A 20,721-nucleotide genomic window follows, 5' to 3' on the forward strand; every position below is an offset into this window, starting at 1 on the left:
TATGCACGCGTTCCCGCCGCCGGAGGGTCTCTACGACCCGCGTCACGAGCACGACGCCTGTGGCGTCGCCTTCGTCGCGACGCTGACCGGTGAGGCCAGCCACGACATCGTGGCCAAGGCCCTGACGGCCCTTCGCAACCTCGACCACCGCGGTGCCGCGGGGGCCGAGCCCAACTCCGGAGACGGCGCCGGAATCCTCATGCAGGTCCCCGACGCCTTCCTGCGCGCGGTCGCCGCCGACGCCGGCATCACGCTGCCCGCCGCGGGCACGTACGCCGTCGGCACGGCGTTCCTGCCGGGCGACGAGGGCCAGGTCGCCAAGACCCGCGCCCGGATCGAGGAGATCGCGGCCGAGGAGAGCCTCGTCGTGCTCGGCTGGCGCGAGGTCCCCGTCGACCCGTCGATCCTCGGCACCATGGCGCTCAGCGTCATGCCCACCTTCGCCCAGCTCTTCGTGCAGGCGGCAGGTGGCCCCCTCAACGGCATGGACCTGGAGCGGCTCGCCTTCTGCCTGCGCAAGCGGGCCGAGCGCGAGACGGAGGTCTACTTCCCGTCGCTGTCCTCGCGCACCCTGGCCTACAAGGGCATGCTGACGACCGACCAGCTCGACCACTTCTTCCCTGACCTGGTCGACGAGCGGATGGCCTCGGCGCTCGCCGTCGTCCACTCCCGGTTCTCGACGAACACCTTCCCGAGCTGGCCGCTGTCGCACCCCTTCCGGTTCATCGCCCACAACGGTGAGATCAACACGGTCATGGGCAACCGCAACTGGATGCGCGCCCGCGAGGCCCTGCTGTCGTCGGCCGAGATCCCGGGCGACTTCGAGCGGCTGTTCCCGATCTGCACCCCGGGCGCCTCCGACTCGGCGTCCTTCGACGAGGTCCTCGAGCTCCTCCACATGGGTGGTCGCAGCCTGCCGCACGCGGTGCTGATGATGATCCCGGAGGCGTGGGAGAACCACACCGAGATGGACGAGAAGCGGCGCGACTTCTACCGCTTCCACTCCGCGCTGATGGAGCCGTGGGACGGCCCCGCGTGTGTCGTGTTCACCGACGGCACCCAGATCGGTGCGGTCCTGGACCGCAACGGCCTGCGCCCGTCGCGCTTCTGGGTCACCGACGACGGCCTGGTCGTCCTCGCCTCCGAGGTCGGCGTGCTCGACCTCGACCCCGCCACGGTCGTCCGCAAGGGCCGCCTGCAGCCGGGCCGGATGTTCCTCATCGACACCGAGGAGCACCGGATCATCGAGGACGAGGAGATCAAGGAGCAGCTCGCCTCGGAGAACCCGTACGGCGAGTGGCTGCACGGCGGCATCATCCACCTCGACGACATCCCCGAGCGTGAGCACATCGTGCACACCCACGCCTCGGTCACCCGGCGCCAGCAGATCTTCGGCTACACCGAGGAGGAGCTGCGGGTCATCCTCACGCCGATGGCCAACACCGGTGGCGAGCCGCTCGGGTCGATGGGCACCGACACCCCCATCGCGGCACTGAGCGACAAGCCCCGGCTGCTCTTCGACTACTTCAGCCAGCTCTTCGCGCAGGTCACCAACCCGCCCCTGGACGCCATCCGCGAGGAGCTCGTCACCTCGCTCAACGGGACCATCGGCCCGGAGGCCAACCTGCTCGAGCCCGGTCCGGCGTCCTGTCGCCAGATCGTGGTGCCCTTCCCGGTCATCTCCAACGACGACCTGGTCAAGATCCGCCACATCAACCGCGACGGCGACCACCCGGGCTTCCAGACCCACGTCGCCCGCGGCCTGTACGACGTCAACGGCGGCGGCGCCGCGATGGCGGCGCGGCTCGACGAGATCTGCCAGGAGGTGTCGGCCGCGATCGAGTCCGGCGCCCGGATCATCGTGCTCTCGGACCGGCACGCCACGGCCGACCTCGCGCCGATCCCGTCGCTGCTCCTCACCGGCGCGGTCCACCACCACCTGGTCCGGGAGAAGACCCGGACCCAGGTCGGCCTGCTGGTCGAGGCCGGCGACGTCCGCGAGGTGCACCACGTGGCGCTCCTCGTCGGCTACGGCGCGGCCGCGGTGAACCCGTATCTGGCCATGGAGAGCGTCGAGGACCTCGCCCGCGAGGGCTACTACGTCAAGGCCGAGCCCGAGCAGGCGGTGAAGAACCTCGTCAAGGCGCTCGGCAAGGGCGTCGTGAAGGTCATGTCGAAGATCGGCGTGAGCACCGTGGCGTCGTACACCGGTGCGCAGATCTTCGAGTGCGTCGGTCTGTCGCAGTCGGTCGTCGACAAGTACTTCACCGGCACCACCTCCAAGCTGGGCGGCGTCGAGCTCGACGTCGTCGCGCAGGAGGTCGCCGCGCGCCACGCCAAGGCGTACCCGCCGGCGGGCATCGCGCCCGCGCACCGCGAGCTCGAGATCGGCGGCGAGTACCAGTGGCGTCGCGAGGGCGAGCCGCACCTGTTCAACCCGGAGACGGTCTTCCGCCTGCAGCACTCGACGCGCACCGGTCGCTACGACATCTTCAAGCAGTACACGAAGGCCGTCGACGACCAGTCCGAGCGGCTGATGACCCTGCGCGGGCTGTTCAAGTTCAAGGACGCCGGCGCCTTCGGGCGATCGCCGATCCCGATCGACGAGGTGGAGCCGGTCTCCGAGATCGTCAAGCGGTTCTCGACCGGCGCCATGTCCTACGGCTCGATCTCCCGTGAGGCACACGAGACCCTCGCCATCGCCATGAACCGGCTGGGCGCTAAGTCCAACACCGGCGAGGGCGGCGAGGACCCGGAGCGGCTCTACGACCCCGAGCGCCGCAGCTCGATCAAGCAGGTCGCCTCCGGCCGCTTCGGCGTCACCTCGGAGTACCTCACCAACGCCGACGACATCCAGATCAAGATGGCGCAGGGCGCGAAGCCCGGTGAGGGCGGCCAGCTGCCCGGCAACAAGGTCTACCCGTGGGTGGCCAAGACCCGGCACTCCACGCCCGGCGTCGGTCTGATCAGCCCGCCGCCGCACCACGACATCTACTCGATCGAGGACCTGGCGCAGCTGATCCACGACCTCAAGAACGCCAACCCCTCGGCCCGCGTCCACGTGAAGCTGGTCTCCGAGGTCGGCGTTGGCACGGTCGCGGCGGGCGTGTCGAAGGCGCACGCGGACGTGGTCCTCGTGTCGGGTCACGACGGCGGCACGGGTGCCTCCCCGCTGACCTCCCTCAAGCACGCCGGCGGTCCCTGGGAGCTCGGCCTCGCCGAGACCCAGCAGACCCTGCTGCTCAACGGCCTGCGCGACCGCATCGTCGTACAGACCGACGGCCAGCTGAAGACGGGCCGCGACGTCGTCATCGCCGCGCTGCTCGGCGCCGAGGAGTTCGGCTTCGCGACCGCGCCGCTCGTGGTGTCGGGCTGCATCCTGATGCGGGTGTGCCACCTCGACACCTGCCCGGTGGGCGTCGCGACGCAGAACCCGACCCTGCGCTCGCGCTTCAGCGGCAAGGCCGAGTACGTCGTCAACTTCTTCGAGTTCATCGCCGAGGAGGTCCGCGAGCTGCTCGCCCAGCTGGGCTTCCGGTCGATCGAGGAGGCCGTCGGCCAGGTGCAGGCGCTCGACACCGTCGACGCCGAGCGGCACTGGAAGGCGCAGGGCCTCGACCTCGCGCCGATCCTGCACAAGGTCGAGGTCGCCGACACGCACTTCCCCGACCAGGACGTGCGCAACACCGGCGTCCAGGACCACGGCCTGGACAGGTCGCTCGACGTCACGGAGATCCTGCCGCTCGCGGCACCGGCCATTGCGACGGGCGAGCCGGTCCGCGCGCAGCTGGCCATCCGCAACGTGCACCGGACCGTCGGCACGATCCTCGGCCACGAGGTCACCAAGAAGTACGGCGGCGCGGGCCTGCCCGACGGCACGATCGACCTGACCTTCGTCGGCTCGGCGGGCCAGTCCTTCGGCGCCTTCGTGCCGAAGGGCATCACGCTGCGGCTCGAGGGCGACGCCAACGACTACGTCGGCAAGGGCCTCTCGGGCGGCCGGATCGCGATCCGACCCGACCGGAGCGCGACCTTCCGCGCCGAGGAGCACATCATCGCGGGCAACACCATCGCCTACGGCGCGACCTCGGGTGAGATCTTCATCCGCGGCGGCGTCGGCGAGCGTTGCTGCGTGCGCAACTCCGGCGCCAAGGTCGTCACCGAGGGCGTGGGCGACCACGGCTGCGAGTACATGACCGGCGGCCGCGTGGTCGTCCTCGGCAAGACCGGGCGCAACTTCGCCGCGGGCATGTCGGGCGGCATCGCCTGGGTCCTGGACCTCAAGGAGTTCCGGGTCAACGCCGAGCTCGTCGACCTCGGCCCGGTCTCGGAGCGGTACGCCGACGAGCTCCAGCAGCTGGTCCGCACCCACCTCGAGGAGACCGGATCGGAGCTCGCCGAGGCGCTGCTGGCCGACTGGGAGGCCGCCCTGCCGCGGTTCACCGAGGTCATGCCGCGGGACTACGCGAAGGTCCTGGCCGTCCAGGCGGAGGCGGAGGCCGAGGGCCTCGATGCCGATGCCGCCGCCAACCGGATTATGGAGGTGCTCCATGGCTGACCCGAAGGGCTTCCTGAAGCACGGGCGCGAGGTCGCGACCCGGCGCCCGGTGGAGGAGCGCGTCCAGGACTGGAACGAGGTCTACCCGGGTGGTGTCGGCCGCGCGCTGCTGCCGATCATCAACACCCAGGCCAGCCGCTGCATGGACTGCGGCATCCCGTTCTGCCACTCCGGCTGCCCGCTGGGCAACATCATCCCGGAGTGGAACGACCTGGTCTGGCGCGACGACTGGGACGGCGCCATCGAGCGCCTGCACGCGACCAACAACTTCCCGGAGTTCACCGGTCGCCTGTGTCCCGCGCCCTGCGAGACGGCCTGCGTGCTGGGCATCAACCAGCCCGCGGTCACGATCAAGAACATCGAGGTCTCGATCATCGACCGGGCCTACGAGTCGGGCTTCGTCCGGCCGCAGCCCCCCGAGTGGCTCACCGGCAAGACCGTGGCCGTGGTCGGCTCGGGGCCCGCCGGCCTGGCCGTCGCCCAGCAGCTCACCCGGGCCGGTCACACCGTGGCCGTCTACGAGCGGGCCGACCAGCCCGGCGGACTGCTGCGCTACGGCATCCCCGAGTTCAAGATGGAGAAGACGCACCTCGAGCGCCGCCTCGACCAGATGCGGCGTGAGGGCACGGTGTTCCGCTCGGGCGTCGAGGTCGGCACGGGCAAGCTCACCGGGGACGCGCTGCGCGACCGGTTCGACGCCGTCGTGCTGGCCATCGGATCGACGGTGCCGCGCGACCTGCCGGTGCCCGGGCGCGAGCTGCGCGGCATCCACCAGGCGATGGAGTTCCTGCCGCAGGCCAACCGGGCCGCGCTCGGCGAGGCTCCGACGACGGACGGCTCGGAGCAGATCCGAGCCGACGGCAAGCACGTCGTGATCATCGGCGGCGGTGACACCGGTGCCGACTGCCTCGGCACCTCGATCCGGCAGGGCGCGGCGTCCATCACGCAGCTGGAGATCATGCCGCAGCCGACCGAGGACCGTCCGGACGGGCAGCCCTGGCCGACGTACCCGATGACCTACCGCGTGTCCTCCGCGCACGAGGAGGGTGGCGAGCGGGTGTACGCCGTGTCGACCAAGGAGTTCCTCGGCGACGAGGACGGCAACGTCCGGGCCCTGCGCCTGGTCGAGGTCTCCTTCGAAGGCGGCAAGCTCGTCGAGCACGAGGGCACGGAGCGCGAGATCCCGGCCGACCTGGTCCTCTTCGCGATGGGCTTCGTCGGGCCCGAGCAGGGCGGCCTGGTCGAGCAGCTCGGCCTGGAGCTCGACGAGCGCGGGAACATCAGGAGGGACGACTCCTACGCGACCAACGTCGACGGCGTCTTCGTCGCCGGCGACGCCGGTCGCGGCCAGTCCCTCATCGTGTGGGCGATCGCCGAGGGCCGCGCCGCCGCGGCAGGGGTGGACACCTACCTCACCGGCAGCACGCAGCTGCCCGCGCCGATCCCGCCGACCGCACGCCCGCTGGTCGTCTGACCCCTCGCTGGTTGAGGTGCGAGCGAAGCGAGCCTCGAAACCCCCGGCCCGCCCCGTCGATCGGGGCGGGCCGGCTTTTTCACGTTCCAACTGACCGATAGGCTCTAGGGGTGCGGAGAGCCAAGATCGTGTGCACCCTGGGGCCGGCCACCAGCTCGGAGCGGAGGATCCGCGAGCTCGTCTACGCGGGGATGGACGTCGCCCGGCTCAACATGAGCCACGGCAGCCACGAGCAGCACGCCGAGGCCTACCGGCTGGTCCGCGCCGCCTCGGACGCGTCGGGCCACGGCGTCGGCATCCTCGCCGACCTCCAGGGTCCGAAGATCCGGCTCGAGCGGTTCGCTGACGGTCCCGTGCAGCTGCAGCGCGGCCAGCGCTGGACGATCACGACCCGCGACGTCGAGGGCAACGCCGAGATCTGCGGCACGACGTACAAGGGGCTGCCCGGGGACGTCGCGCCGGGGGACCCGCTGCTGATCGACGACGGCAAGGTGCGCCTGCGGGTGGTCGAGGTCGTCGACGGGACCGACGTGGTGACCGAGGTCCTCGTCGCCGGCAAGGTCAGCAACAACAAGGGCATCAACCTCCCGGGTGTCGCGGTGTCCGTGCCCGCCCTGTCGGAGAAGGACACCGAGGACCTGCGCTTCGCGCTGCGCCTGGGCGTCGACTTCATCGCGCTGAGCTTCGTACGCAACGCCGCGGACGCGGAGGACGTGCGGACGATCATGCGCGAGGAGGGGATCATGGTCCCGGTCATCGCGAAGATCGAGAAGCCGCAGGCGATCGAGAACCTCGACGAGGTGATCGACGCCTTCGACGCGTTCATGGTCGCCCGGGGCGACCTCGGCGTGGAGTGCCCGCTGGAGGAGGTGCCCTTCTTGCAGAAGAAGGTCATCGTCGCGGCGCGGCGCAACGCCAAGCCGGTGATCGTCGCGACCCAGATGCTGGAGTCGATGGTCGCGAACCCCGCGCCGACGCGCGCGGAGGCCAGCGACGTCGCCAACGCCGTCCTGGACGGCGCCGACGCGGTGATGCTGTCCGGCGAGACCAGCGTGGGGGAGCACCCCGTGCACACCGTCGAGACGATGGCGCGGATCATCGCCGCGACGGAGGCGCACGCGCTCGTCGACGAGACCTTCAGCCGCTTCGGACGGATCGAGTGGGACCCCCACACGACGTCGGGCGTGATCACCAAGGCCGCCGAGGAGGTCGCCCAGCGCGTCGGCGCCAAGTACGTCGTGGCGTTCACCCAGTCGGGCGACTCCGCGCGACGGCTGGCCCGGCTGCGCAGCCCGATCCCCGTGCTCGCCTTCACCCCCGAGGCCCGCGCCCGCTCGCAGCTCGCCGTCAGCTGGGGCGTCGAGGCGTTCAAGACCTCCACGGTCGAGCACACCGACGAGATGGTCCGCCAGGTCGACGAGGAGCTGCTCAAGATCGGCCGGGTCAAGGAGGGCGACCGCGTGGTCATCGTCGCCGGCAGCCCGCCGGGCATCCCCGGCTCGACGAACGCGCTGCGCGTGCACCGCATGGGCGACGCGATCAACGAGGTCGCCCCGGCGTACCGCCGCAGCCGCTGACCCCGCTCAGGTCTTCGGCCCGATCAGCGCGTCCAGCCGGGCTACCGCCTCGCGGCGGGACACGCTGATCACCCGGCTGTTGGACTGGCGCCACGGGATCTCGACCAGGTCGAGGGCCCAGCAGCACAGCTCGCGGATGTCCCGCGACGCGTTGACGAACTGCCAGCGCGGGTAGCGGTAGACCTTCGGTTGCCCGGCGACGAGGCGCCGCGCCCAGTTGTCGACCCGGCAGCCGTCGGAATGGAACAGGCCGCGCAGGAACGGGCCGGGGTGGGCCTCGACGATCGAGCGCTGCCAGTCCTCGAGCACGATCGGCCGCTCGTGCTTGCGTCCGGGGCCGTACTGGGGGAACAGGCAGGGCCAGTGCTGCCACGAGACCGTCGTGATGACGCAGCCTGGTGCCCGCCGGGTGTGCGGCCGGCCGCCGGGCTTGACTCGCCTCATCAGATCCAGAAGGTGTGCGTTGTCCTCGGTGTACTTCTCGTCGTTGAAGACGTGCAGGTTCCAAACGGTGCCACGACCGCGGGAGAGGTGGCCGTCGCCGAGATACCACCCGAGGAGCTCCGCATAGGCACGACGGTCGAGGTCGGTCCCCGCGCAGCGCGGGCAGGGCACCGACGTGTGTGTCTGCCCGCGGGGCAGGCCACGACGCTGGTAGAGCCGTCGCCACCGACGGATTGTCTTGATCGCGACGCCGTGCTTGGCTGCATTCGCTGCGTCGGAGAGGCCGGCGTCAGAGTCGCGCAAAGCGCTCTTGACGACGTCGGTGGGACGGACGTGGACCATGGCACAGGGTCCTACGACGGTCCGACAGAACTCCTCCGGGAGTACCGGGGCTGAGGCCGGGTGCCGGGTGTGGGATTCGAACCCACACGCCCTTTCGGACAATGGTGTTTGAGACCATCGCGTCTGCCGTTCCGCCAACCCGGCCAGGTCGGGGGAAACGGTAGCCGAGACAGTGCTCCGAACCCACACCGCCCGGACCGATAGCCTGACCCCGTGACCGAGACCGCCCCGACCGAGCAGCCCGCCCCGTCGCGGCCCCGCACCGTGGTCATCGCCGAGGACGAGACCCTGATCCGGATGGACCTGGCCGAGATGCTGGCCGAGGAGGGCTACGACGTCGTCGGACAGGCGGGCGACGGGCAGCGGGCGATCGAGCTCGCGCAGGAGCTCCGGCCCGACCTGGTGATCCTCGACGTGAAGATGCCCGTGCTCGACGGCATCGCCGCCGCCGAGGCGATCGCCGGCCAGCGGATCGCCCCCGTCGTCATGCTCACCGCCTTCTCCCAGCGCGAGCTGGTCGAGCGGGCGCGCGAGGCCGGGGCGATGTCGTATCTCGTGAAGCCGTTCTCCCAGTCCGACCTCGTGCCGGCGATCGAGATGGCCGTGAGCCGGTTCGCGGAGATCCGGCAGCTCGAGAGCGAGGTCAGCGACCTCACCGAGCGGCTCGAGACCCGCAAGGCCGTCGACCGGGCCAAGGGCATCCTGCAGGAGCAGCTGTCCCTCTCCGAGGCCGAGGCGTTCCGCTGGATCCAGAAGACGGCGATGGACCTGCGCATGTCGATGCGCGAGGTCGCCGAGGGCGTCGTGACCCACGGCGTGCCGGGCGGCTCGCCGAGCTGACCGGACGCAAATCGTCCGACGTTCGGGTCGTCCAGGTAACAGATTCGTCATGATTTGTGACCTGGGCCACCGAGTTGCTTCCACCGGCCCCTCCCGCCGGTGTAGGTTCCCGCCGCAGGACATCTCCGGTGGGCGGCGACCGCTGCCCGCGGGTTCGAACAAGGAAGTGGGACTTGTCTTGAGGCGTAACAAGGTATTCGCGGCCGGCGTCGCAGCGCTGGCGCTCGGTCTGAGCCTGACGGCATGCGGCACCACGGAGGACGGCGGGGACGGTGGCGGCGGCGACGCGGCCTGCGACCTGAAGCTGGCCTTCTTCGGTCCCGAGACCGGCGACGCGGCCGGCCTCGGAAAGCCGATCATCCAGGGCGCGCAGCTCGCGGTCGACCAGTACAACGAGGACGCCGACTGCGAGATCGAGTTCGTCAAGTACGACTCGCAGGGCAGCCCGGACGAGGCGCCGGCGCTGGCGACCGAGGCCGCGGGCGACGAGAACCTCATCGGCGTCGTCGGCCCGGCGTTCTCCGGCGAGTCGGCCGCCGCCGGCGACACCTTCGCCGAGGCCGGCCTGCCGACGATCACCCCCTCGGCGACCAACCCGACCCTGGCCGACAACGGCTGGGACACCTTCCACCGCGCGCTCGGCAACGACGCGACCCAGGGTCCGGCCGCCGCGCGCTACATCAAGGACACGCTGAAGGCTGCCTCGGTGTTCGTCATCGACGACGCCTCCGAGTACGGCGCGGGCCTGGCCGGCATCGTCGAGGAGGACCTCGGCGCGGCGGTCAAGGGCACCGACACGATCCAGCAGAAGCAGACCGACTTCTCCGCGACCGTGACCAAGGTGACCGACGCGAAGCCGGACGCGGTCTTCTTCGGCGGCTACTACGCCGAGGCGACCATCCTCATCGGCCAGCTGCGTGACGGTGGCTTCGACGGCACCTTCGTCGTCGCCGACGGCGTGAAGGACCCCGCGTTCCTCGACGCCAAGGCCGCCGCCGAGGGCACCATCATCACCTGCCCCTGCATCCCGGACACCGACCCGGCCGTCGCCGAGTTCGCCGCGGACTACGAGGCCGAGTTCGGTGAGGCCCCCGGCACCTACGCCGCCGAGGCGTACGACGCCGCGAGCATCTTCCTCGCCGGCATCGAGGACGGCGTCGACAACCGCGAGGACATGCTCGCCTTCGTCAACGACTACGACGAGAAGGGCATCACCAAGCAGCTGAAGTTCGACGACAAGGGTGAGCCGGCCGACGTCCACGTCTACGCCTACACCGTGAAGGACGGGGCCATCGTCCCCGAGGGCGAGATCAAGTGATCGCTCGCTGATCCGTCCGACATGACAGCCGACGCGGCCGGGGACTGAGTCCCCGGCCGCGTCCCTGTCCAGAACTGGGGGCCCACAGCCTTGAACTTCGAATTCTTCTTCAACAACCTTCCCGAGCTCACCATCACCGGGCTCGCGTTCGGTGCGATCTACGCGCTCGTCGCGCTGGGCTACACGATGGTCTACGGCGTGCTGCAGCTCATCAACTTCGCCCACTCCGAGGTGTTCATGTACGGCACCTTCGCGATGCTCTGGACCGTCATGGCGCTCAACGGCGCCGAGGCGGACGGGGTGAAGCTGATCGCCATCCTCATCGCCGCGCTGTTCGCGGCGATGCTGCTGTCGGCGGTGATCGCACTGGTCCTGGAGCGGGTGGCCTACCGGCCGCTCATCAAGCGGAATGCGCCGCGACTGATCGCCCTCATCTCCGCGATCGGTGCGTCCTTCGTGCTCGCCGAGCTGATGGGCCTGCGCGACAAGATCGCCGGCTGGCTCGGACTCGACGACGACCTCAGCGACTACGTGTCCGGGGCGCGCATCAACAACAGCATGGCGGGCGTCATCGAGAAGCCCCGCTTCGACGTCGCGGGCGTCTCCGTCTCGAGCATCGACATGATCGTGATCGTCGCGGCCGTCGGCATGATGGTGCTCCTCGACCAGTTCGTGCGCCGCTCGCGCCTCGGCAAGGGCATCCGGGCCACCGCCCAGGACGCCGAGACCGCCTCGCTGATGGGCGTGAACCCGACGCGCACGATCCAGGTGACCTTCCTGATCGGTGGACTGATGGCCGGCATCGCGGCCTTCCTCTACATGCTCAAGATCGACACCACCCGCTTCGACGTCGGCTTCCTGCTCGGCGTCAAGGCGTTCACGGCCGCGGTCCTCGGCGGCATCGGCAACCTGCGCGGCGCCCTGCTCGGCGGACTCGTCCTCGGCGTGGCGGAGAACTGGGGCTCCGCCCTGTTCGGCACCGAGTGGCGCGACGTCATCGCGTTCGTGCTGCTGGTCCTGATCCTGCTCGTCCGGCCCACCGGCCTGCTCGGCGAGTCGCTCGGAAAGGCACGCGCATGAAGAACAAGATCACCAGCCTGCCGAGGCCGGTCAAGATCCTGCTGTGGATCCTGGTCGCACTCTTCGCCTATGCCCTGCCGCTGCTCGAGCCCCCGCTCATCTCGACGCCCGGCGTCGACTTCGGCGGCGTGCTCTTCACGGTCAGCATCTACGCGCTGGTCGCGCTCGGCCTCAACATCGTCGTGGGCTACGCCGGCCTGCTCGACCTCGGGTACGTCGGCTTCTACGCGATCGGTGCCTACACCGTCGCGATCCTGACGTCCTTCCACGCCAGCTGGCCGCTGCTGCTCGCCATCCCGGTCGGCGTCCTCGCCGCGATGGTCTCGGGCATCCTGCTGGGCGCCCCGACGCTGCGGGTGCGCGGTGACTATCTGGCCATCGTGACGCTCGGCTTCGGTGAGATCATCCGCCTGGTCGCCGTCAACACCGAGTGGCTGGGCGACACCCGCGGCATCAAGAACATCGCCAAGCCGCCGGGTCTCGGGGGCGAGGAGGGCTGGTTCCAGATCCCGCACCTGTTCTGGGGCGACGGCACCGTGCTCGTGGACACCGAGGACCAGACCAAGTTCCTGTTCTTCGGCGTCCTCGACCAGATCCCGTACTACTGGATGGGTCTCACCGCCGTCATCGTCGTGCTCATCGCCGACATCCTGATCAAGAACAGCCGGGTCGGCCGGGCCTGGGAGGCCACGCGCGAGGACGAGGACGCCGCCGAGCTGATGGGCGTGCCGACGTTCAAGTTCAAGCTGCTCGCCTTCGCGACCGGTGCCTTCATCGGCGGTCTCGCCGGTGGTCTGTACGCCAGCCGCCAGGGCTTCATCAACCCGCAGTCGTTCCTGCTGCTCTTCTCGATCCTCTACCTCGCCGCCGTCGTCGTGGGCGGGCAGGGCAACCGCTGGGGCGTCCTGGTGGGCGCCACGCTGGTGGCCTACCTGCCGCAGCGCTTCCGGGAGTTCGACGACTTCCGGGTGTTGGTGTTCGGCCTCGCGCTCGTGGTGCTCGCCACCGTGCGGCCCGAGGGACTGCTGCCGCCGAAACGGACGTTGCGCGCCAAGCACATGGAGCAGGAGCTCGAGCAGCTCGAGGAAGGCAGCGACGGAGAGGAGAACGCTCGTGTCTGAGGCGATTCTCGCGGTCGAGAACGTCACCTTGAAGTTCGGCGGCCTCACGGCGCTGGACGACGTGTCGTTCCACATCACCGAGGGCGAGATCCTCGGCCTGATCGGGCCCAACGGCGCCGGCAAGACCACCTGCTTCAACGCGGTCACCGGTGTCTACCGGCCCACCAGCGGAGCCATCCGCTTCCAGGGCCGGTCGATCGTCGGGCTGAAGAAGCACAAGATCACCCAGCAGGGGATCGCGCGCACCTTCCAGAACATCCGGCTCTTCCCGACCATGACGGCGCTGGAGAACGTGCTCGTGGGCGCCGACGCGCAGCACAGCACGGGCATGCTGTCCGCGCTGTTCCGGCTGCCGAAGCACCGCCGGGAGGAGAAGGAGGGCCACGACCGGGCGATGGAGCTGCTCCGGTTCATGGGCATCCACCGCAAGGCCGACGAGCTGGCCGCCAACCTCTCGTACGGCGACCAGCGGCGCCTGGAGATCGCGCGGGCGATGGCGACCAACCCGAAGCTCATCTGCCTCGACGAGCCCGCGGCCGGCTTCAACCCGGCCGAGAAGGTCGAGCTGATGAACCTCATCCGCCGCGTCCGCGACCAGGGCTACACCGTCCTGCTCATCGAGCACGACATGAAGCTCGTGATGGGCGTGACCGACCGGATCGTCGTACTGGAGTTCGGGCGCAAGATCGCCGAGGGAACCCCGGCCGAGATCCGTGACAACCCCGCGGTGATCGCCGCCTACCTGGGAGTGGACGAGGAAGATGCTTCTTGAGGTCGAGGGCCTGTGTGTCAACTACGGGCACATCGAGGCCATCCGTGACATCAGCTTCAGCGTCCCGGAGGGGACCGTCACGACCCTCATCGGCGCCAACGGCGCCGGCAAGACGACGACGCTGAAGACCATCTCCGGGCTGCGCAAGGTCCGCGCCGGCTCGATCCGGTTCGAGGGCAAGGACATCACCTCGGTCGAGCCGTTCGACCGGGTCAAGCTCGGCATCGGGCAGTCCCCGGAGGGACGGCGCTGCTTCATCGGCATGACGGTCCGGGAGAACCTCGAGATGGGCGCGTTCACCCGCAAGGACCGCAAGTCGGCGGCCTACCGGGAGGACATGGAGCGGGTGCTGTCGCTCTTCCCCCGGCTCGAGGAGCGCATCGACCAGGTGTCGGGCACCATGTCGGGCGGCGAGCAGCAGATGCTGGCGATCGGCCGGGCGCTGATGTCCCGGCCGCGGCTGCTGCTGCTCGACGAGCCGTCCATGGGCCTGGCGCCGAAGCTGATCCAGCAGATCTTCACGATCGTGACGGAGATCAACCAGCAGGGGACCACCGTGCTCCTCGTGGAGCAGAACGCTGCCCAGGCGCTCAAGCGCTCCCACGACGCGCACATCCTGGAGACCGGTGAGATCGTGCGCTCCGGCAAGGGCGCCGACCTCGCGGTCGACCCGGCCGTCAAGGCCGCCTATCTCGGCGGCGACGTGTAGCAACCGGCCGTACGACGACGAAGGCCCCGGGCGTGCGCCCGGGGCCTTCGTCGTACGCGGTGCTGTCGCGGTGCTGTCGCGGTGGCGTCGTGGTCCAGGTCAGAGGACCTTGGACAGGAACGACTGGGTGCGCTCGTGCTGCGGGTTCGACAGTACGTCGACCGGCAGGCCCTCCTCGACGACGACGCCGCCGTCCATGAAGACGAGCTTGTCGCCGACCTCGCGCGCGAAGCCCATCTCGTGGGTGACGACCATCATCGTCATGCCCTCCTGGGCCAGGTCCTTCATCACGGCGAGGACGTCGCCGACCAGCTCGGGGTCGAGCGCGCTGGTGGGCTCGTCGAAGAGCATCATGTCGGGGTTCATCGACAGGGCCCGGGCGATCGCCACGCGCTGCTGCTGGCCACCGGAGAGGTGTGCGGGATAGGCCGACTCCTTCTCCGAGAGGCCCACCTTGGCGAGGTTCTGCCGAGCGATCTCGACCGCCTCCTCCTTGCTGCGCCGGCGCACGTTGCGCTGGGCCAGGGTGAGGTTCTTGAGGACCGACAGGTGCGGGAACAGGTTGAACTGCTGGAACACCATGCCGATCCGCGAGCGCACGTCGTCCAGGTCGACCTTGCGGTCGCAGATGTCGATGCCCTCGATGAGGATCTGCCCGGAGGTGGGCTCCTCGAGGCGGTTGACGCAGCGCAGCAGGGTCGACTTGCCGGACCCCGACGGGCCGATGACGCAGACGACCTGACCGGCGTCGACGTGGAAGTCGATGCCCTTGAGGACCTCGTGACGGCCGTAGTGCTTGTGCAGGCCGCGCACCTGGATGGCCGGGGCGCCCGGGTCGGGCTGGGGCTGCTCGGTCATCGGACCGCCTTCCTCTGGCGACGCTCGAGCCAGGCGACGAGCTGGGTGAGCGGCAGCGTGATGATCAGGTACAGCAGTGCGGCCTGGATCAGGCTGGTGGCCGTCCCGGCGGAGGGTCCGCTCGTCAGGAAGTCCCGAGCGACCGAGGTGAGCTCGCGCTGGCTGGCCGCGGCCCCGAGCAGGAACAGCAGTGCGGTGTCCTTGATCAGCAGCACGAACTCGTTGGTGAGCGGCGGGATGACGATGCGGAACGCCTGGGGCAGGACGACCTTGACGGTCGTCGCGCCGGGGCGCATGCCCAGCGACCGGGCCGCCTCGGTCTGCCCCTTGGGCACCGCCTGGATGCCGGCGCGCAGGGTCTCGGCCATGTAGGCCCCGGCGACCAGGATGAGGCCGATCAGCCCCGCGCCGACGGTGCCCCCGGGTGGCGTCCACTGGAAGGCGATCGGCAGGCCGAAGCCCATGAACATCATGACGACCAGCGCGGGCAGGCCGCGGAAGAACTCGATGTAGGCCGTGGCCATCCACCGGTACGGCGCCACCGGCGAGAGCCTCATCAGCGCGAGTACGAGTCCCAGCGCGAGGCCGCCGGCGAAGGCGATCGCGGTGTACTTCACCGTGTTCACCATGCCGATGGCGATCAGGTCGCCCCAGTTGCCATCGGCCCAGCTGATGCCGGCGCCGTTCCAGAAGTTCTCCTTGATGACGGCCCAGTCGGCCACGAGCGCCACGACGACGACCGCCGCCACCAGCACGGCGTACAGGACGCCCTGGACCAGGAGGGCGCGCTCCCTACGGCTCACTCCACTGTCCCCTTCTCGACCGGGTGCGCGGATCAGTTCTCGGTCGAGAAGTAGGAGTTGTAGATCTCGTCGTAGGTGCCGTCGCCGCGCATCTCCTCGAGAGCCCCGTTGACGTCCTCGACGAGCTGCTCGTTGCCCTTCTTGATGGCGAAGCCGTACTGCTCGTCGGTCTCGTAGGTCTCGACGACCTTGAACGTGCCGTCCGTGGTGTGGTCGAGGTTGACCGGCAGGTCCTGCAGCAGGGCCTCGACCTGGCCGGCCTTGATGGCCTGGAACATCTCGGCGTCACTCGGGAAAGTGACGACCTCGGCGCCCGTGGCGTTCTCCTCGGTGTAGGTCTTGCCGGTGGTGCCCTGCTGGACGCCGACCTTGACCCCGTCGAGATCGTCGATCGAGGCGATCTTGCTGTCGGCGGGGACCAGCAGCGACTGCTTCGAGTCGTAGTAGCCGTCGGAGAAGTCGAGGTTCTTCTTGCGGTCCTCGGTGATGGTCATCGCGGACGCCGCGAGGTCGCACTGGCCGGCGTTGAGCGCCTGGCCGCTCTGGAGGGCGTCGAAGGAGGAGTCCTTGACCTCCAGCTCCAGATCGAGCCGCTCCGCGATCTCGGAGACGATGTCGATGTCGTAGCCCTTGAAGCCTGTCTCGCTGGTCTTGTCGAAGTCCTCGAACGGCGGGTACGGCACATCGGAGCACACCGTGAGGGTGTCCTTCTTGACCAGGTCGGCGCCGCTCGCGGACGTGCCGCCGTCGTCCGAGCCGCACGCGCTGAGCGCGAACGTGGCGAGGGCGGTGAGGGCGAGGGCGGAGAGACGCGACTTCTGCATAGCCCGAACTCTAGGCCCCTGCCTCCGAGGGCCGCGACAGGTGGCGCAGCACACACTTCTCGGATCCGAGATCAAGGGCTTGCCGAAAAATCGCATGCGCTGGTTCGGCTTCCAGGCCCGGCAGCAGGGGCGTAGTCTCTGCTGCCGGACCGTTCGGGACCGTGCGGTCGCCGTTTCCTGGGGTGGAGGAGGAAGGGGTCGGATGAGTCGGTACTCGTTGACGACGCGTGTGGCCACGCGCGACGACGCGGCGGTGCTCGCTGATCTGTGGAGCGACGCCGTGCGCCGGGCCGACCGCGCCGAGCAGGTCGCCGACCTCGAGCTCATCGTCAAGGGCGCCGCCGCCTCTCCCGAGCAGCGCCTCGTCGTCGTGGAGTACGACGGCCAGGTGGCCGGCGCGGTCTACCTGCGGATCACCACGCTCTCGCCGCTCAACCTCGAGCCCTGCGTGCAGTCGATCCATCCCCGGGTCTTCGACCACTCCCGGCGGCACGGCGTCGGTCACGCGCTGATGGAGGCGGCGACCGCCTTCGCCGAGGAGAACGGCATCCTCCACGTCGTCACCGCCGTCCCGCACTCCTCGCGCGAGTCCAACCGCTTCATGGCCCGCCTGGGCCTGGCGCCGGTCGTGATGTACCGGATCGCACCGACGGCGCTGCTGCGCAGCCGGGTGTCGCCGCAGCGCCAGCCCCTCGGTGGGGACGGCGGCCGCAGCCGGGTCCTGGCCGCCCGCCGCTCGCTGCGCCGGGCGCGCGCCGAGCGGCTCGCCCTCCCGGAGTGACCGGAGCGCCCCGCGCTACGTCCGCGCGGGGTCGCGCTCCAGCAGCGCGCAGGTGATGCGCGAGGTGCACACGCGGCGTCCCTGGTCGTCGCTGACGACGATCTCGAAGCTCGCCATCGTGCGGCCGCGGTGCAGCGGCGTCGCGACGCCGGTGACCACCCCGGAGGTCGCGGACCGGTGGTGGGTGGCGTTGATGTCGGTGCCGACGGCGAAGCGGTCGGGCCCGGCGTGGATGGCCGCAGCGACCGAGCCGAGGGTCTCCGCGAGCACCACCGAGGCGCCGCCGTGGAGCAGGCCGTAGGGCTGGGTGTTGCCCTCCACCGGCATCGTGGCGACGACCCGGTCGGCGGTGACCTCGACGAGCTCGATGCCCATCCGCTCGTTGAGTGCGCCCATGTTGGAGCGCATGAGGTCGGCGATCTCGTCGATGCTCGTCATGGACGTGAAGGCTAGTCGGAGGGCCTCGGTAGAGTCGCCGGGTGTCCGAGTCCTCGTCTGGTTCCGTGCGCCCCCGCCTGTTGCTCCTCGATGGCCACTCGCTGGCCTACCGCGCCTTCTTCGCCCTCCCGGTCGAGAACTTCTCGACCGCGACGGGCCAGAACACCAACGCGGTGTACGGCTTCACCTCCATGCTCGTCAACGTGCTGCGCGACGAGCAGCCGACGCACGTGGCGGTCGCCTTCGACGTCTCGCGGCAGACCTTCCGCACCGAGGAGTACGCCGACTACAAGGCCAAGCGCAACAAGACGCCCGGCGAGTTCAGCAGCCAGCTGCCGCTGATCGAGCGGATGCTGACCTCCTTCGCGATCCCCTTCCTCAAGGTCCCCGGCTACGAGGCCGACGACATCATCGCCACCCTCGTCACGCAGGCTCTCGCCGACGAGACGAGCGGCCTGGAGGTGCTGATCCTCACCGGCGACCGCGACTCCCTCCAGCTGGTCACCGAACGGTCGACGGTCCTCTACCCCATGCGCGGCGTCTCCGACCTGGCCCGGATGACCCCCGCCGCCGTGGAGGAGAAGTACGGCGTCCCGCCGCACCGCTATCCCGAGCTGGCCGCCATCGTGGGCGAGGTGTCCGACAACCTGCCGGGCGTCCCGGGCGTGGGCGCCGGCTTCGCCGCCAAGTGGATCAACACCTACGACGGCCTCGACAACGTCATCGCGCAGGCCGACAAGATCACCGGGAAGAAGGGCGAGGCGTTCCGTGCCCATCTCGGCGACGTGATCCGCAACCGCCGCCTCAACGCGCTCGTGTGCGACCTCGACCTCGGTGTCTCCATCGACGACCTGGTGCTGGGGGAGTGGGACCGCTCCGCGGCCCTGGAGCTGCTCGACGAGCTGGAGTTCCGCGGCGAGCTGCGCACCCGCATCCTCGACGTCGTGGCCCCCGGGGAGGACACCCCGGTCGCGGCGGGCGTGGAGCTGGACGGGACGACTCTCGGCGCGGACGCGGTGGCCGCCTGGCTGGACCAGATCGGCGAGGCGACCGTGGGACTGTCGGTGCGCGGCACCTGGGGCAGCGGCACCGGCCGCGTGGCCGGGCTCGGGCTCGCCCTGGCCGACGGCCGCGCCGCGTACGTCGACGTGGAGACGATGAGCCCGGCCGACGACGCCGCCGTGGCGGCCTGGCTCTCCGACACCACCCGCCCGAAGGTGCTCCACGACGCCAAGGGCCCGTTGCACGCCCTCGCCGCCCAGGGGTGGACGCTCGCCGGCGTCGTCGAGGACACCGCCCTGGCCGCGTACCTCGTCGCCCCGGACCAGCGCTCCTACGACCTCGCCGACCTCTCCCTGCGCTATCTGCACCGCGAGCTGACCGTCGCCGAGGACGACGACCAGGGGATGCTCTTCGACGAGGACGCCAACCTCGCCAAGGCGTCCATGGTCCAGGCGCGCGCGGCGCTCGACCTGTCCGCCGAGCTGGCCGACCAGGTCGAGAAGGCGGGCGGGCGCGGCCTGCTCACCGAGGTCGAGATGCCGCTCGTCGGCGTCCTCGCCGGCATGGAGCAGACCGGCATCGCCGTCGACATCGACCATCTCGAGGGCCTGGAGGCCCACTTCGGCGACGAGGTCCGGGCCGAGGCCGAGGCGGCGTACGCCGTGATCGGCAAGGAGATCAACCTCGGCTCGCCCAAGCAGCTGCAGGTGATCTTGTTCGACGAGCTCGGGATGCCGAAGACCAAGCGCACGAAGACCGGCTACACCACCGATGCCGACGCGCTGCAGAAGCTGGCCGCCAGCAACCCCCACCCCTTCCTGCTGCACCTGCTGCGTCACCGCGAGGTGATCCGGCTGCGGCAGACGATCGAGGGCCTGCTGAAGACGGTCCAGCCCGACGGGCGGATCCACACCACCTTCCACCAGACGATCGCGGCGACCGGCCGGCTCTCCAGCACCGAGCCCAACCTGCAGAACATCCCGGTGCGCACCGAGGAGGGCCGCCGGATCCGGGAGAGCTTCGTCGTCGGCAGTGGCTACGAGTGCCTGATGACCGCCGACTACAGCCAGATCGAGATGCGGATCATGGCGCACCTCTCCGAGGACGAGGCTCTCATCGAGGCGTTCCGCACCGGGCGGGACTTCCACGCCGAGACCGCCTCGCGGGTCTTCGACGTCGCGCCCGACGACGTCACCCAGGAGATGCGGGCCAAGATCAAGGCGATGAACTACGGCCTCGCCTACGGCCTGTCCGCCTTCGGCCTGTCCCAGCAGCTGGGGATCGAGCCGGGCGAGGCCGCCGGCCTGATGACGGAGTACTTCGAGACCTTCGGCGGGATCCGCGACTACCTCACCGGCGTGGTCGACGAGGCCCGGCGCAGCGGCTTCACCGAGACCATCATGGGCCGGCGGCGCTACCTGCCCGATCTCACCAGCGACAACCGGATGCGTCGCGAGAGCGCCGAGCGGATGGCCCTCAACGCCCCCATCCAGGGCTCGGCCGCCGACCTCATCAAGGTGGCCATGCTGCGCACCGACGCGGCCCTGCGCTCCTCGGGCCTGCGCTCGCGGATGCTGCTCCAGGTCCACGACGAGCTCGTGTTCGAGGTCGCCGACGGCGAGCGGGACGCGCTCGACACGCTCGTGCGCGAGCAGATGGCGGGCGCCGCCGACCTGACGGTGCCGCTCGACGTCTCCGTCGGCACCGGCCGCTCCTGGCACGCCGCCGCGCACTAGTCGGATGGCACGCGGGGGTGCTGTAACTACCTGTTCGCGTCACA

General features: G+C 69.9%; 16 protein-coding genes and 1 tRNA gene. 11 read left to right on the forward strand and 6 right to left on the reverse strand.

The window, feature by feature from the left end; all coding sequences use genetic code 11:
• The first annotated feature begins 1 nt into the window (after position 1).
• From gltB to pyk, 3 genes are all read left to right on the forward strand, one after another.
• On the forward strand, positions 2-4,558 hold the full coding sequence (gene gltB, locus ACJ5H2_RS08800) for a glutamate synthase large subunit (RefSeq protein WP_408899191.1): 4,557 nt from the start codon (positions 2-4) through the stop codon (positions 4,556-4,558).
• On the forward strand, positions 4,551-6,032 hold the full coding sequence (locus ACJ5H2_RS08805; protein ID WP_408899192.1) for a glutamate synthase subunit beta: 1,482 nt from the start codon (positions 4,551-4,553) through the stop codon (positions 6,030-6,032). The genes gltB and ACJ5H2_RS08805 overlap by 8 nt, the downstream gene beginning before the upstream one ends.
• 110 nt (positions 6,033-6,142) lie before the next feature.
• On the forward strand, positions 6,143-7,609 hold the full coding sequence (gene pyk / locus ACJ5H2_RS08810) for a pyruvate kinase (protein WP_408899193.1): 1,467 nt from the start codon (positions 6,143-6,145) through the stop codon (positions 7,607-7,609).
• Between the two features lie 6 nt (positions 7,610-7,615).
• On the opposite strand, the gene ACJ5H2_RS08815 is transcribed toward pyk, so the two are convergent.
• Both ACJ5H2_RS08815 and ACJ5H2_RS08820 read right to left on the reverse strand, forming a co-directional pair.
• Positions 7,616-8,395, reverse strand: coding sequence for a transcriptional regulator (locus ACJ5H2_RS08815; protein WP_408899194.1), 780 nt, complete (start codon positions 8,393-8,395; stop codon positions 7,616-7,618).
• Between the two features lie 61 nt (positions 8,396-8,456).
• A tRNA-Leu gene (locus ACJ5H2_RS08820) sits at positions 8,457-8,539 on the reverse strand.
• A 69-nt stretch (positions 8,540-8,608) separates the two neighbouring features.
• On the opposite strand from ACJ5H2_RS08820, the gene ACJ5H2_RS08825 reads away from it, so the two are divergent.
• From ACJ5H2_RS08825 to ACJ5H2_RS08850, 6 genes are all read left to right on the forward strand, one after another.
• Positions 8,609-9,235 (forward strand): ANTAR domain-containing response regulator, encoded by a 627-nt coding sequence (locus tag ACJ5H2_RS08825; RefSeq protein WP_408899195.1) that lies wholly within the window; start codon positions 8,609-8,611, stop codon positions 9,233-9,235.
• A 178-nt stretch (positions 9,236-9,413) separates the two neighbouring features.
• Complete coding sequence (locus tag ACJ5H2_RS08830) at positions 9,414-10,553, forward strand: branched-chain amino acid ABC transporter substrate-binding protein (protein ID WP_408899196.1); 1,140 nt, start codon at positions 9,414-9,416, stop codon at positions 10,551-10,553.
• 90 nt (positions 10,554-10,643) lie between these two features.
• A complete protein-coding gene (locus ACJ5H2_RS08835; protein WP_408899197.1) occupies positions 10,644-11,633 on the forward strand; it encodes a branched-chain amino acid ABC transporter permease in 990 nt (329 codons plus the stop codon).
• The gene (locus tag ACJ5H2_RS08840) at positions 11,630-12,754 is read left to right on the forward strand and encodes a branched-chain amino acid ABC transporter permease (RefSeq protein WP_408899198.1); all 1,125 of its coding nucleotides are present in this window, start codon (positions 11,630-11,632) and stop codon (positions 12,752-12,754) included. The genes ACJ5H2_RS08835 and ACJ5H2_RS08840 overlap by 4 nt, the downstream gene beginning before the upstream one ends.
• On the forward strand, positions 12,747-13,526 hold the full coding sequence (locus tag ACJ5H2_RS08845) for an ABC transporter ATP-binding protein (RefSeq protein ID WP_408899199.1): 780 nt from the start codon (positions 12,747-12,749) through the stop codon (positions 13,524-13,526). Before ACJ5H2_RS08840 ends, ACJ5H2_RS08845 begins: the two co-directional genes overlap by 8 nt.
• Positions 13,516-14,235: an ABC transporter ATP-binding protein gene (locus ACJ5H2_RS08850; protein WP_408899200.1), complete on the forward strand. Its 720-nt coding sequence runs from the start codon at positions 13,516-13,518 to the stop codon at positions 14,233-14,235. The genes ACJ5H2_RS08845 and ACJ5H2_RS08850 overlap by 11 nt, the downstream gene beginning before the upstream one ends.
• 99 nt (positions 14,236-14,334) lie before the next feature.
• Here the strand turns inward: ACJ5H2_RS08850 and ACJ5H2_RS08855 are convergent, their stop codons facing one another.
• From ACJ5H2_RS08855 to ACJ5H2_RS08865, 3 genes are read right to left on the reverse strand one after another with little or no spacing between them, the layout of a single operon-like run.
• Complete coding sequence (locus tag ACJ5H2_RS08855; RefSeq protein WP_408899201.1) at positions 14,335-15,093, reverse strand: amino acid ABC transporter ATP-binding protein; 759 nt, start codon at positions 15,091-15,093, stop codon at positions 14,335-14,337.
• On the reverse strand, positions 15,090-15,896 hold the full coding sequence (locus ACJ5H2_RS08860) for an amino acid ABC transporter permease (RefSeq protein WP_408899202.1): 807 nt from the start codon (positions 15,894-15,896) through the stop codon (positions 15,090-15,092). Before ACJ5H2_RS08860 ends, ACJ5H2_RS08855 begins: the two co-directional genes overlap by 4 nt.
• 32 nt (positions 15,897-15,928) lie before the next feature.
• Positions 15,929-16,720, reverse strand: coding sequence for an ABC transporter substrate-binding protein (locus ACJ5H2_RS08865; protein WP_408899203.1), 792 nt, complete (start codon positions 16,718-16,720; stop codon positions 15,929-15,931).
• Between the two features lie 202 nt (positions 16,721-16,922).
• Between ACJ5H2_RS08865 and ACJ5H2_RS08870 the strand changes: the two genes are divergently transcribed.
• Entirely contained in the window at positions 16,923-17,501 is a 579-nt protein-coding gene (locus tag ACJ5H2_RS08870; RefSeq protein WP_408899204.1) for an N-acetyltransferase family protein, read from the forward strand.
• 15 nt (positions 17,502-17,516) lie between these two features.
• On the opposite strand, the gene ACJ5H2_RS08875 is transcribed toward ACJ5H2_RS08870, so the two are convergent.
• Entirely contained in the window at positions 17,517-17,939 is a 423-nt protein-coding gene (locus tag ACJ5H2_RS08875; protein ID WP_408899205.1) for a hotdog fold thioesterase, read from the reverse strand.
• Positions 17,940-17,980: 41 nt separating this feature from the next.
• Here ACJ5H2_RS08875 and polA point away from each other — a divergent pair, with 41 nt between their 5' ends.
• Positions 17,981-20,677, forward strand: coding sequence for a DNA polymerase I (gene polA, locus ACJ5H2_RS08880; RefSeq protein ID WP_408899206.1), 2,697 nt, complete (start codon positions 17,981-17,983; stop codon positions 20,675-20,677).
• Positions 20,678-20,721 lie beyond the last annotated feature (44 nt).

Origin of the sequence: Nocardioides pymetrozini (assembly GCF_046058985.1) — a bacterium.
Lineage (GTDB): Bacteria > Actinomycetota > Actinomycetes > Propionibacteriales > Nocardioidaceae > Nocardioides.

Bases quoted from the DNA above. Each gene is read 5' to 3' on its own strand.
- ACJ5H2_RS08840 (WP_408899198.1), top strand. From the start codon at position 11,630: ATGAAGAACAAGATCACCAGCCTGCCGAGGCCGGTCAAGATCCTGCTG.
- ACJ5H2_RS08870 (WP_408899204.1), top strand. From the start codon at position 16,923: ATGAGTCGGTACTCGTTGACGACGCGTGTGGCCACGCGCGACGACGCG.
- ACJ5H2_RS08865 (WP_408899203.1), bottom strand. From the start codon at position 16,720: ATGCAGAAGTCGCGTCTCTCCGCCCTCGCCCTCACCGCCCTCGCCACG.
- gltB (WP_408899191.1), top strand. From the start codon at position 2: ATGCACGCGTTCCCGCCGCCGGAGGGTCTCTACGACCCGCGTCACGAG.
- ACJ5H2_RS08850 (WP_408899200.1), top strand. From the start codon at position 13,516: ATGCTTCTTGAGGTCGAGGGCCTGTGTGTCAACTACGGGCACATCGAG.
- ACJ5H2_RS08805 (WP_408899192.1), top strand. From the start codon at position 4,551: ATGGCTGACCCGAAGGGCTTCCTGAAGCACGGGCGCGAGGTCGCGACC.
- ACJ5H2_RS08875 (WP_408899205.1), bottom strand. From the start codon at position 17,939: ATGACGAGCATCGACGAGATCGCCGACCTCATGCGCTCCAACATGGGC.
- ACJ5H2_RS08855 (WP_408899201.1), bottom strand. From the start codon at position 15,093: ATGACCGAGCAGCCCCAGCCCGACCCGGGCGCCCCGGCCATCCAGGTG.
- ACJ5H2_RS08815 (WP_408899194.1), bottom strand. From the start codon at position 8,395: ATGGTCCACGTCCGTCCCACCGACGTCGTCAAGAGCGCTTTGCGCGAC.